Source organism: Acinetobacter higginsii (genome assembly GCF_000369845.1).
GTDB classification, from domain to species: domain Bacteria; phylum Pseudomonadota; class Gammaproteobacteria; order Pseudomonadales; family Moraxellaceae; genus Acinetobacter; species Acinetobacter higginsii.
Genome location: NZ_KB850223.1, coordinates 117,723 through 130,802 on the forward strand (window position 1 = coordinate 117,723; position 13,080 = coordinate 130,802).

Below are 13,080 nucleotides of genomic sequence, written 5' to 3' on the forward strand. Positions count from 1 at the left end.
TGTTTCTGCCTTGATTGAAAAATTATGCTTGATCGATACTGTCGTTAATATTTTTTTGCCATAGCACTTCGCTACCACCTTCAGCACGTTGTAAGGCACGTGAAGCAACGAACAACCAGTCTGATAAGCGATTCAGTAATTGTAATGCGGTTGCCTGAATATTTTGGTCACGATTATGTACTGACAATAATGCACGTTCTGCACGACGACAGACTGCACGAGCTTGATGTGCATAACTACAAGCTAAAGTGCCTGATGGCAAAATGAAATCTTTTAACATCGGCAAAGATTCATTTATGTGATCGATTTCTTTTTCGAGGAACTCGATGCATACAGGTTGAAGCAGGTGGTAATTTGGAATACACACTTCACCGCCTAAATCGAACAACCAGTGTTGAATCAGACTTAAGCTTTTATCCCAATGCGCTTTATTTTCAACTGTGCTGGCACTGATTTGTGCACGAAGTACGCCAATGGTTGCATTGAGTTCATCGACATCACCCAAAGCGGCAATACGTAAATCATCTTTGGCAACACGTGAGCCATCTCCCAGACCTGTTGTGCCTGAGTCACCTGTACGTGTATAGATTTTACTTAAACGATGTCCCATAGTTCTGTTTCTCTGATCCTAAAAATAAAAAGGGGATAATGTCGGTCAGAACATTACCCCGAAACTGGAGTTAAGAAAATATTTTTTATTATTTTATCACGCGATTAATAACGGAATGTGACACCCGCAGAAGCTAGGCGACCTGTATTAATGTACCAATCATTCGAAGGATAGGTGTTTAATACCTCACGATACTCAACATCGCCTACGTTTTGAATGTTAGTAAATACCTTCACATTTGGATTGATATTCCAATAAGCATTTAAATCTACGGTTGCATAACCAGGTACTCGAGTCGTATTTGCCGAGTCTGCATAAGATTTAGCACGTGCGATTACTGAGGCACTGATCCCATAAGTTGCATTTTCTAACCCTGTACTGACTGTTAAGGTTTGACGTGGGCGATAAGCAATTTCTAGATCAGTCGCTTCATTTTCTGTTCTTACGTAAGCATATTGTGTTGATAAAAATAAATCATCTTGATGCCATTTGATACCAGCTTCGCCACCTGTGAAATTTGCTTTCGCTACATTTTTATTTGTACCGGCATTATAGGTAATGAGGTTTTTAATCTTTGTATGATAAACAGAAAGATTAGTACTGATATTCGGTGTGATATCGTAATCAGAACCGATTTCATAAGAAGTGCTTTCTTCTGGGGCAAGGTTTTCGTTGCCACCCCATTGTGAATAGAGTTCATTTAGTGTTGGTGCGCGGAATGCGCTACCAATATTTGCATAAACACTTGCATTAGGTAAGAAATGATAACGAATTGCAGCTTGTCCAACTGTATGATCGCCAAAACGTTCATTGTCTTCTAAACGAACACCCACTTGCGTATCAAATTGTTCATTTTTAAATTGATGTTGTAGGTAATAGCCTGTGCTATCAACACTCTGATCACCTTTCAGAATTGTGTTGGTTTTATAATTTGCATCCGTGTAGGTTGCACCAATTAAGACGTTTTGATTTGGTGTGAATTTCCATTTTAGGTTTAAATCACCTTCGTTATTTTCAGTGTCATAATGCGAGCCATAAGCGGGTACATTTTGCTTGTCTTGAGCATTTGAATAACGTGCGTTGACGATTAAATCAGGCAAAATATTGTAGGAAACTTTGGCATTAATGACGCGATTTTCAAATAAACGCTGTGCTGTATTGGTAATATAGTCATTACTGAAAATATTAGTTCCCTTATTTTCACTAATCGATGCAGAAGCATCTATGGTATTTTCTTGATAAAAACCGACTTTGGCATGATAGCCTTTTTGGTCATAACTTGCTTTTTCATTTTTAGCTTGGCTTTCAAAGATACGAGTGCCATCGCTTTCTAAGCGTTGGCCACCTACTTGTGCATAAAAACCTTGATCAGTAACTAAATTGGCATTGGCAATCGTTTTATAAGTATTATTTTCCCCATAAATACCTGTTAAATCTGCCCCTGTTTTTTCAGGTTTTTTTGAAATTAACTGAACAACACCGCCAATTGCATCACTACCATATTGTACAGATGCAGGTCCCTTTAAGATTTCAACTTGTTGAACATCGGTTGTATCTAAAAAAGCTGGATATAGTGGGCCAAGTTCATTTTGACTATTTAGACGAGCACCATCTTTAAGAACGAGTGTGTGAACTGATTTGGTGCCACGAAGTGAAATCTCAGAAATTTGTCCTAAGCCACCACTTTGTTTGATATATACAGATGGATCACGTTGAATCACATCAGATATATTTAATAAAGGATTTTGTTCAATTGTCTTTTGATCAATTACAGTTAGACGTGCAGGAACATTCTTTAATTTTTCCTCAGAACGAGATGCTGTCACAACAATCGTATCTAGCGTCGCAGTTTTATCGCTTGATTGATCTTGAGCAAAAGCAGGTGAAGAAAACCCCATCGCAATAGCGATAGCACCAACTAAACGAGTCGGTTGAAAAACAGTAGACATGATGTCGCTCCAGACATTCACCCGTCGTGAATGATAATGTGGAAATAAACAACAAGCAGGTCTCCGGACTTCACTATAATCATCAAATGAATGATGTTACTCATCATCTTCCCACATCATACCGATGCAGTGATTTGGCGTTGAGCTGAGATGAGTGATTCGGTGTTACCGTTGCGAGGGCAGTGTTGGACTTACACCAACTTCCCTATAAACAAAAGAATTTGCTTTAGACTTGTTGCAAGATTACGCAAAGTATAAAGTGTTAACGTTTTTTAAACAATTGCATTTCCGAATGAACTTTGCCCAAAGCAAGTCAAATTGCATTACAATGCGAGAGTTTCAAAAATATTCAGTTTTAATTGGACAGCTCATGCGCCAAAGCCAAATGCGAACCCGCGCCAAGATTTGTGGAATTACCCGAGCACAAGATATCCACGCCGTTGTAGAAGCAGGGGCAGATGCGATTGGTTTTGTGTTTTTTCCACCCAGTCCACGACATGTTAGTATTGAGCAAGCCCAAACTTTGGCAAAGCTGGTACCGCCGTATGTGCAGTTGGTCGGCTTATTTGTAAATGCCAGTGCTGAAGAAATCCAAACGGTGCTTGATTCCGTTCCTTTAGATGTATTACAACTACATGGCGATGAAACACCAGAACAATGTCAATTAATTGCAGCACACTGTAAACGCCGTTGGTATAAGGCCATTCAAGTTAAACCTGATTTAGATGTTGTGGCTGAAATCCAGCGTTATCAAGCAGCGGGAGCCAGTGCAGTGCTGTTGGATGCATGGCATCCTGAACTGAAAGGCGGCACAGGACACAGTTTTGACTGGGCCCAATTTCCCCAACTAGATATTCCACTCATTTTGGCAGGTGGGTTGACCCCTGAAAATGTCAGTGAAGCTATTGATACTACAGCGGCATTTGCTGTAGATGTCAGCGGAGGCGTCGAGTCCGCAAAAGGTATAAAAGACCAACAACTGATTGAAAAATTTATGCAAGGAGTCCAACGTGGATCAGCAAAATAACGTGATTGACTACACCCAGTTTCCAGATGCTCAAGGGCATTTCGGTATTCATGGTGGACGTTTTGTATCAGAAACGTTGATGGCTGCACTTGAAGACCTCGAGAGTCTTTATGGTCGTATGAAGAATGATGCTCAATTCTTGGCAGAGTTTGACCGTGATCTTGCCTTCTATGTTGGTCGTCCTAGTCCACTTTATTATGCTGAACGATGGTCTCAGCACCTCGGTGGTGCGCAAATTTACCTGAAACGTGAAGACTTGAACCACACGGGTTCGCATAAGGTCAATAACACCATTGGTCAGGCTTTATTGGCAAAGCTATCGGGTAAGAAGCGCATCATTGCGGAAACAGGCGCGGGTCAGCATGGTGTGGCGACCGCAACCATTGCAGCACGTTTAGGCATGGAATGTGTGGTGTACATGGGTGCTGAAGACGTGAAACGTCAGGCTATGAATGTTTACCGTATGCGTTTGTTGGGTGCGACGGTTGTACCAGTACAAAGTGGTTCAAAAACATTGAAAGATGCCATGAACGAAGCGATGCGCGATTGGGTCACCAATGTGGATAGCACCTATTATGTGATTGGTACGGTGGCAGGCCCACATCCATATCCGCAATTGGTTCGTGATTTCCAATCCATTATTGGCCGTGAAGCTCGCCAACAAATCCAGCAACAAGCAGGGCGTTTACCTGATGCTCTTGTGGCTTGTGTAGGTGGTGGTTCAAATGCGATGGGCTTGTTCTATCCATTCCTGAATGATCAAGACGTGAAAATGTACGGTGTTGAAGCAGCAGGCTATGGCATTGAAACAGGCAAACACTCTGCGCCGTTGAATGCAGGTCATGTCGGTGTGTTACATGGTAACCGTACCTATTTGATGTCTGATGAACAAGGTCAGATCATTGAAACACATAGTATTTCAGCGGGTTTGGACTATCCTGGTGTTGGTCCTGAGCATAGTTTTCTGAAAGACATGAACCGTGTTGAATATGTGCCAATCAATGATGATGAAGCATTACAAGGTTTCCGTGATCTTACTCAAATCGAAGGGATTATTCCTGCACTTGAAAGCTCGCATGCGATGGCTTACGTCACTAAACTCGCACCAACCATGTCGAAAGATCAGATCATTATTGCAACGGTTTCAGGTCGTGGTGATAAAGACTTGATGACGGTTGCGCGTATTGATGGCGTTGAAATGGTCGAGATGTAAGTTTTTACAATGCCAAGTTTGTTTATGGTGATGTTGGGTGGCCGACATGCCAGAGCCAATACCGAAGTCCATGATGTGGTAATGGCAATAGGTGAATCATTGTCTGAAGTCATACCTCAGCTCAAACAAGCTTGGTTTGGTGAGTCGAAAGGTTTACATATCGATGCTTGGGCACAGATTTCAGGTGTTCAATCACAAGGCGTGAATTATCAAATTCAGTTTTCCGATGCCGCACCGTCAGCTTCGGATGAAAAATTATATTTGATTAACCTAGGTGGATATTCACTTAACGCTTTTGGTGAATTACATCGCTACCATTTGGTGCTTGCACCAGATGCAGGGATTGCAAAACAGTTGGGTAAACAATTTATCGAACAAGATTGGCATAAACCGCATACCGATCGTGTGGTCGATGTCGATGATTGTATTCCAATTGATCATGTTGCAGGACGTTATATCCATTTAATTCAAGGTGAGTTTAATCTTACAGTTTGGGAAAATATTTATCTGACTTTGGATTAATCAGTAGTAAACATGAAAATAGGGAAGCAATTGCTTCCCTATTTTTTTATTGCGTATGTAGTTAAGGAAGTACTTTGATTCGATCTGTTTTAGGTGCCGTCAGTAGAGAATGCTGCGCCACATATTTTTCTAAGGCGTCGATATCTTGTCCACCACCGACTGGATTTTTACCTTCTTTTAATACCGTGAAGTTATCTCCACCATCCGCGAGGAAGCTGTTGACCGTCACACGGTAAACCTTGCTATCATTCAGCGCTTGTCCTGCAACCAAGATATTGCTGGCACGTGGTGAAGTCGAGTTGTCTTTCTTATATGAATAACTGAACTCTTTGGATGGTTGTAAGATACGAACTGTGGCTGCGTTCGCACCTGACCATTGCTGTTCTAACACATCACGAATCTGTTTACCTGTTAAGCTAAGGGTCACAATTGAATTACCAAAAGGCTGTACGGTAAAGACATCACCAAAGGTGATCTGATTACTGCTATTTACCAATAAGTCGGCACGAACACCCCCCGGATTCATCAGAGTAAAGTCAGAGCCTTGATTACTTGCTGCGAGTGCCATGGCCTGTTGTGCATCGGCAATTAAATTCCCGAGTGGGCTTTCACCACTTTCGGTGGCATTACGATTAATCACAGCATTGGCTGTACCGACCACACGGGCTGAAATGGTGGTAACGGCTTGGCGATATTTATCCAGAATCGCCTCAATGCTTGGGGTTTTATTAAATTTTTCGTATAGATCCGTCAAGTTCACTGTGGTTGTACCAGAGCTATAGGCTTCACTTTGAATCGGAACTTGTTTGGCATCTTTCTTAATCACCTCACCTGTTTTGCCATCCAGTTCTAATTGGATGTTGGTAATGGCTGTACCATATTGACCCGCAGAAGTGAGTAAAAACGGTTTTTGTGGATTCTTGGTAGCATAGTCACAGATATAAGACTGATGGGTATGACCAGAAACCACCACATCAACCGCTGGATCTAAACGATCGAGGATACCGAGCAATGGACCACTAAGACCATCACAGGTTTTTTTATTAAACTTGGTACTAGGTGCCACACCTTCATGCACCACCACCACAATCGCTTCAATGCCTTGTTTTTTTAACTCAGGAATCAAGGCATTCACAGTATCGGCTTCGTCATGGAAATCGACATCTTTGATGCCCGCCGCGGATACGATGCTTGGTGTCGCTTTTAGGGTCATGCCAATAAAGGCCACTGGAATGCCACCATAAGTTTTGACTTTATAAGCAGGGAATAGGGTTTTCTTGGGATCAGCCTTCATTGAGACATTGGCAGCCAAGAAATTGAATTTGGCACCCTCAAATTTTGGATTGATCTGGCAGGGTTTTGCACTGGTATATTGCTGACAGCCACCATTTTGCAAACGACGTAATTCATCTGTACCACGGTCAAATTCATGATTACCGACCGCATTGAAATCAATCTGAATGTCATTCATGGTTTCAATAGTTGGCTCGTCTAAGAACAACGATGATGTGAGCGGTGAAGCACTAATCAAATCGCCTGCTGACACGACCGCATTGTTTGGATATTGCGCACGCAGCTTTTTAATTGCATCAGCAAAATAACTCACTCCACCGACAGGAATGCGTACAGTTTTACTATTATCGTTTGGATCATCTGCCTCAATAAAACGTTTCGGCGGTTCTAAATTGCCATGAAAATCATTAAACGCAAGGATATTGATATTTTGATTTTTGCGTTCAACGGTTGGTGTTTGATTATTATCATTGTCGTCATTACATGCTGTTAAAGCCAGCATCATGAGACAGAGCACGTTTGCTTTTAAGAGTCGTTGAGTCGTCATGTTTTTTGATCGAGTGGTATAAGATTGTTTTTTAAAATAAAACTTATGTATGAATCTTTGATGAAATTGTGAGCTAAAAAAGTCCATTAGGGACTTGGATTTATCGGTTAAAATGTGAATTAAGTTGCACTTCTTTATATAAAAATAGTAGTAAATTTGATCACTTACAGTCTATTATGGGCGTAGCTGCGACCTAGCAATCATGGAATATAAAATGGATTTGATACAAGCCAATGGTCAACCGCATTACGGACGTTTTGAGCAAGTCCCTTCGCGGATTAATCTGGACGACTATATTTATAAAACGCCTTATGGGCAGGTGCTAACAGGCTGGCGCAAACAACTTAAATATAAAAAATTTAAATTCTGTGGTTTGCAGCATGAGCATTACAGTATTGGGGTTGCGATTGTCGATTTATCTTGGGCAGGTCATGGTTTTTTCTATGTCTACGACCATCAATCTAAAAAAGTGATTGAGTGGAATGCGATTCAACCTTTAGCGTTAAAAACACAACTCGACGAGCAACCCTTATTTAGCCAAAGTTCGTTTAAAAAATCCGCTTATCAATTCGATATGCAGCATGCCAATGGGGTGCGCTACATTCAAGTGACCAAACATGGTGAAGTACAATTGAAAGCCCGAATTTTTTGTGCAGGTACGGATGCCTTAAGTTTGTGTAGCCCGACGGGAATTAATGGCTGGACTTATACCCAGAAGCAAACCACATTGGCAGTTGAGGGATTCTTTATCAGCCCTGATCGACAACAGATTGAATTTAATGCCCATAGTCTTGCAGCTTTGGATGATACCTGTGGTTTTTTGCGCCCTGAAACAGCTTGGTTTTGGTTGTCTTGCCAGTTCCGTGATGCGCAGGACCGTCGTATTGGGTTGAATCTTGCATCGGGAGTCAATGAAAGTTTTGGCAATGAAAATGCCTTATGGGTGAATGGTCGTTTATTTCCACTGACTGATGTTTTATTTGAACAGCAAAATGAAAACACTTGGTCGATTCGTTCTTTGGGTGGATGTTTGAATTTGATGGTGGAAACAGGCTGGTGCCGTTTTGAAAATATTAATTTGCGTTTGATTGGCAGTCAGTTTAATCAATGGCAAGCCAAAGTCAGTGGTACGATTGCACATGAACAGGTGGAGTTAGTGACCTTAGATAATGAATATGGCTTATTAGAACAACATTACGCGAAGTGGTAGTCATGTCGAATTGAATGGTTTTAGCCATAATGGCGTGAGTGGGTTTTTATCATAAGGTGATTTTGTGTGTAATGCCTTTGGGTTCATATAAAATCGTTATTTAATTGAGGGTGATTAAATCTAATAATATGATTTTTAAAATATTTGATGTTTTGAGTAAACATGGCTCAATCGTACAACAACGGACATTGCATATTCAATTTTCAAATTCAGTGTTAAGCACTCTGTTTTTCTTACGGCCTAAGATTGTCGTACTCACATTTTTATTTCTATTCGGGTGTTCTCATGAAAATAAGGATGTCTTTTTGACAAAAGAAATTCCAGCAGCAAAAGTTGGAAGCCCTTATTACACAGAAATAAAGATGAAGGAATATGGTGTAATTGAAGATACTTTTGTTGTGGCGTCAAATATTGATCAAAACAGTGGTTTGATTATTTCATCAGGTCAAGGGGAAAAACCGTTTGCTCCGCATGCTTTGACGAAGATTGAGGGCACACCCACGAAGTCTGGTATTTATAAGATCAATATTTCTGGGACGGTCAGGGATGGATTAAAAGATTTTAATCAGGATTTTGTTTTAAAAATTGAGAAGTAATCGTTGATTCTCTTTGAATTTTTATGAAATAACAGTTTTTATAAATCATAAAATATAGGTGCTGATGAGTGTGGCGTTAACAAGCCATTTTCTACCGCAAGGTATACCTACATTGCCGTCGAGGATATTCTCGTTGTTGTCATTAATATTGCTGATAAGTTTTTCGTTGAATATTGCTTAAACACATGTGTACTTTCTTGCAGATTAAGTGAAGAAAGTACACTGTAATTGAAGACTTACTGATGTGGAATACTAGATATTCTGCTTGTAGGCAATCCTTGTTCGCACAGTGAATTAAGAGCAATACCGAAATAAGCTGAACTCGTTGCAATATTGTCCTTGGTTATAAACCCGCCTGCCAGAACGCTTCACCTGCTGCAATTGGGTCATTGGTCTTAGCCAAAGTATCAATCCAGACATCATATTGGCGAATAACAGGATGTTGATTTGGATGAAAATCCTTTTTAAACCAGTCGCTATATTGTGCCCTTTTCGCTGTTAAAATACCGTTACGACCAAAGAACCACGGTAAACCTTTACGTGCCATATCAAAACGTTGTCTTAAATTAAAACCATCGGTTTTAAGCATCACATCAGTACGATACAAGGTAAAGCCAAACATCATCACTGTGGTGAACACTAGTGCAAAGCGACGGGTGGCTTCAGGCACTTCACCGACTTCACGCATCACATCAAAAGCCACATCACGATGTTCCATTTCTTCAATCGCATGCCACGCAAAAAGTGCACGGACAAAAGGATCAGCTTCTGCCAAAGTTTCTTTTTTACTATAGAAGGTATCGGCCATCAGTGCGGTTAAATGCTCTGCTGCTGCGGTCATGGCAATGTTGTATTGTGGAGAGCGATTCTTGAGCTCAAATCTAAAAATTTTCTTTAAACGCGTGGTGAATTGATCTACAGGCATGCCTTGATCCTTCATGACTTGGTTCATTTTGTCATGCGCAATGCCATGTTGTGCTTCCTGACGGATAAAATCAGCAACACGTTCCTGCAAGTCTGGATCATCAATTTTGTCACGGAATAAACGGACACATTCGATAAAGTAGCGCTCGCCATCAGGGAAGGTAAGACTTAAAGCATCAAACATACGAGTACGGAATGGATCACCTCCAAACCAGAAGCGCGGTGCTTGGTCGAGGTGGAAGTCCAGTTTGGTTCTGACAACAGGATCAACTTGATAGGAAACATGTGCATTCATTTTGACGATTCCTTGTTTTTCTTCATGCACTCAGTATGGAAAAAGTCCGATGAAATGTTTTGACAGTTACAGCCAAGTTTTATACAAATAACGACAGATCAGGATGAGATTGGCGTATGTCAGTTAAAATAATCATTGGATATTTGCGTTTGTTTAATCGTGTTTTACAACAGGAACAAATTGATTTGTCTAAAGTTGTTGCACCTGAACTTTGGCAATCCTTTCAAGCCTGTTTGGAAAATCCCGATGAGCGTGACTTTGATGTCGAACGCTACGCCTTGTTGTTACAGGCCGCTCAGCCACACTTTACTCGTCCGATTACTTTGGTCTTGGCGGAGCATGCCAATTTACAAGATTTGGGGCTGATGGGCTATCTGGCATCGACCAGTATTGATCTACAACAAGCACTTCAACTATTACAACGCTATTATTCTCTGGTCTTTAAACAAACCAATTTAGAACAACTCGATGTACAGCAGTTTTCTGAATATATTCAAATTGTTTGGAGTGCATCCTATAGCGATTATCGGGAAATGTATGAACTCAATCTGGCCTTAATCTTTAAAATTTCACAATCGATTGTGCAGGATGCTTTAGTACCACCGCAGATGATCCAATTTGGCTATGCGCCGCATACTGCGCTTTATCATTTTGAAAAATTCTATGGTTGCCCAATTCAGATTCAGCAGGGGCAATATGCCATCCGCTTTTCCAATCAAATTTTAAAGGCAAAAAGTATTGCTGCAGATCAGCAATTGAACCAAGTCCTATCCACTCAAGCGCAGCATTCATTGAATAGCGTGAGTTCTTTTGAAATCCAACAGCAGCAATTTCGCCAAAAGATACATGGCTTTATCGAGCAAGGTTTATTGCAGCAGGAAGAGGTGTTGCAAAGTTATGTGGCGAAGCGTTTGCATTGTTCGGAACGGACGCTACAACGCCAACTGAAGGCCTATGAACTGAATTTTCAGGATGTGCTGGACCAGTACCGTTTAGAACATAGCAAGCTGTATTTGCAGCAAGGTAAATCTTTTTCTGAGATTGCGGAGCGGCTGAATTATGCTGATCAGAGTGCGTTTGGGCGGGCATTTAAGCGTTGGACAGGAGTTACTCCCAAGCAGTTTTTAAAATCTCTTTAGATTTTATGGCTAACCAACTTTTAATAAATGGGTTTTGGCTACTGTAACTTAATTTATGAATTATCGGATCATTTTAATATCTTCTTTACTTTTCATGGATGAAAAGTAACAAAAATCCTTTGTTGGACTGACGGTACATCCTGAGCAAATTTTAAAGCATTGCTTTGAAATGCAGCGCAAGGCCAGTCCAACGGGCGACATCCATGTCGCCTGCCACGATAGTAAATTGTCGCTTAAATTAAAAAATTATTAAAAATGTAAGAGTCGTTGCTATATTCAATGATTAATCTAAATTTTTTAGCGCAATTTTAAACGTGGATAATTAAAGACAATGGCAAGGACTGCGCAAATCGCAAGAATCCAGCAATAATAAATATTGCCAATCAATTCAACGGGCGAAAGTTTGGCAATCGAACAGGCCAACAGTAGTTGCGCACCGTAGGGGATAATTCCTTGAACCACACACGAGAAAATATCAAGTAAAGCTGCACTGCGCTTAGGATCTACGCCATATTCTCTTGCCACTTCACGTGCCATATCCCCAGATAAAATAATTGCAACCGTGTTATTGGCCACAAATAAATTTGAGAATACCACCAGAAAGCTAATCCCTAATTCACCTGCACGTTGTTTACCGAATTTGAATAGGCGTGTAATGGCATAGATACGTTGGATCAACCACTGCAAACCACCTTCTTTTTGCATCAAGGTGGATAACCCACCGAGTAACATGGAAAGTAATGCCACCTCAAACATGCTGACAAAGCCATCATAAATCGCACTATTCAGTTTGAGGAGGTCAAAATCTGGCTTTTCAGTTAAGCCCATTAGCCCTGATAAAATCACTCCGATCATTAGCACGGCCAAGACATGCAGACGGGTAAAAGCGAGGAAAAACACAGCCAGATAAGGCAGAATCAGCCAGAGATCATAAGGGGTTGATTGAATCGATTCCGCCTCATGGCTCATTGAAATATAGACCAGCAAGGTAATAATGGCCGCAGGGAGTGCAATCCAGACATTGACTCTAAACTTATCCCTCAGCTCAACATTTTGGCTACGCGTTGCAGCAATGGTGGTATCTGAGATCATAGATAAATTGTCGCCAAACATGGCACCACCGACTACAGCACCAATGGCATAGACAGGTGCAATATCAGTGGCTTGGGCAAAACCAAAGGCGATCGGGGCACAGGCGGCAATGGTGCCCATCGATGTTCCCATTGCTGTTGCAATAAACGCGGCAATGATAAACAGCATCGGCAAGACAAATTCTGGTGAAATAAGCGAAAGCCCTAACTGTACTGTTGCATCGACACTGCCAATAGCACTGGAGACACTGGCAAAAGCGCCTGCCAGCATAAACACCATAAACATTAGAATCAGATTGGGGTGACTGGCGCCTTGCAAAAACTCTTCAATTGCGGCATTTAGTTTTTGTTTATATAACAACAACGCCAAAATCACGGCTGGAATGGCTGCAACAGGTGCTTTGACTTGATAGAAGGCAAATTCTGTCCCAATCATTGAATGATAGACACCACTCCCGAGAAAGATGATCAAAAATACCAATAGCGGTAGCAAAGCAAGGGCATTGCTTTGTACTTTTTCCTGAGAGTGGGCAGACATAAAAATAAAAAGAAAACTTAAAAATTGCGGCTAGTATAAAGGAGCTTGGCTGATTTCTAAAATGCAATGCGAACAGTCCAAAATTAGGAAGCTTTGATCATTGAGAAAAAACTCAAAATATAGATA

11 protein-coding genes and 1 riboswitch are annotated in these 13,080 nt (G+C 41.1%); of the genes, 6 read left to right on the forward strand and 5 right to left on the reverse strand.

Annotated features, from left to right (window positions below; all coding sequences use genetic code 11):
- Positions 1–22: 22 nt before the first annotated feature.
- Positions 23–610: a cob(I)yrinic acid a,c-diamide adenosyltransferase gene (locus tag F885_RS02125; RefSeq protein ID WP_005322432.1), complete on the reverse strand. Its 588-nt coding sequence runs from the start codon at positions 608–610 to the stop codon at positions 23–25.
- 104 nt (positions 611–714) lie between these two features.
- Complete coding sequence (locus F885_RS02120; protein ID WP_005322434.1) at positions 715–2,559, reverse strand: TonB-dependent receptor plug domain-containing protein; 1,845 nt, start codon at positions 2,557–2,559, stop codon at positions 715–717.
- Positions 2,560–2,596: 37 nt separating this feature from the next.
- Positions 2,597–2,810: riboswitch (cobalamin riboswitch) on the reverse strand.
- Between the two features lie 119 nt (positions 2,811–2,929).
- Here F885_RS02120 and F885_RS02115 point away from each other — a divergent pair.
- The 3 genes from F885_RS02115 to F885_RS02105 are packed head-to-tail and all read left to right on the forward strand — an operon-like array spanning position 2,930 to position 5,321.
- The gene (locus tag F885_RS02115) at positions 2,930–3,586 is read left to right on the forward strand and encodes a phosphoribosylanthranilate isomerase (RefSeq protein ID WP_005322437.1); all 657 of its coding nucleotides are present in this window, start codon (positions 2,930–2,932) and stop codon (positions 3,584–3,586) included.
- Entirely contained in the window at positions 3,570–4,799 is a 1,230-nt protein-coding gene (gene trpB / locus F885_RS02110) for a tryptophan synthase subunit beta (RefSeq protein ID WP_005206155.1), read from the forward strand. Before F885_RS02115 ends, trpB begins: the two co-directional genes overlap by 17 nt.
- Positions 4,800–4,808: 9 nt before the next feature.
- On the forward strand, positions 4,809–5,321 hold the full coding sequence (locus tag F885_RS02105) for a DUF1543 domain-containing protein (RefSeq protein ID WP_032859817.1): 513 nt from the start codon (positions 4,809–4,811) through the stop codon (positions 5,319–5,321).
- A 61-nt stretch (positions 5,322–5,382) separates the two neighbouring features.
- Here F885_RS02105 and F885_RS02100 read toward each other — a convergent pair whose 3' ends face one another.
- The gene (locus F885_RS02100) at positions 5,383–7,161 is read right to left on the reverse strand and encodes a bifunctional metallophosphatase/5'-nucleotidase (protein WP_005322442.1); all 1,779 of its coding nucleotides are present in this window, start codon (positions 7,159–7,161) and stop codon (positions 5,383–5,385) included.
- Positions 7,162–7,375: 214 nt separating this feature from the next.
- Here F885_RS02100 and F885_RS02095 point away from each other — a divergent pair, with 214 nt between their 5' ends.
- Entirely contained in the window at positions 7,376–8,371 is a 996-nt protein-coding gene (locus F885_RS02095) for a DUF2804 domain-containing protein (RefSeq protein ID WP_005322444.1), read from the forward strand.
- Positions 8,372–8,676: 305 nt separating this feature from the next.
- Positions 8,677–8,967 carry a hypothetical protein gene (locus tag F885_RS21080; RefSeq protein ID WP_225761726.1) on the forward strand — a complete coding sequence of 97 codons (291 nt, stop codon included), beginning with the start codon at positions 8,677–8,679 and terminating at the stop codon, positions 8,965–8,967.
- A gap of 343 nt (positions 8,968–9,310) precedes the next feature.
- Here the strand turns inward: F885_RS21080 and F885_RS02090 are convergent, their stop codons facing one another.
- Positions 9,311–10,186 (reverse strand): metal-dependent hydrolase, encoded by an 876-nt coding sequence (locus F885_RS02090; RefSeq protein ID WP_005206151.1) that lies wholly within the window; start codon positions 10,184–10,186, stop codon positions 9,311–9,313.
- Positions 10,187–10,302: 116 nt separating this feature from the next.
- On the opposite strand from F885_RS02090, the gene F885_RS02085 reads away from it, so the two are divergent.
- Positions 10,303–11,325, forward strand: coding sequence for an AraC family transcriptional regulator (locus F885_RS02085; protein ID WP_005322448.1), 1,023 nt, complete (start codon positions 10,303–10,305; stop codon positions 11,323–11,325).
- Between the two features lie 297 nt (positions 11,326–11,622).
- On the opposite strand, the gene F885_RS02080 is transcribed toward F885_RS02085, so the two are convergent.
- The gene (locus tag F885_RS02080; RefSeq protein ID WP_005322451.1) at positions 11,623–12,954 is read right to left on the reverse strand and encodes a Na+/H+ antiporter NhaC family protein; all 1,332 of its coding nucleotides are present in this window, start codon (positions 12,952–12,954) and stop codon (positions 11,623–11,625) included.
- Positions 12,955–13,080 lie beyond the last annotated feature (126 nt).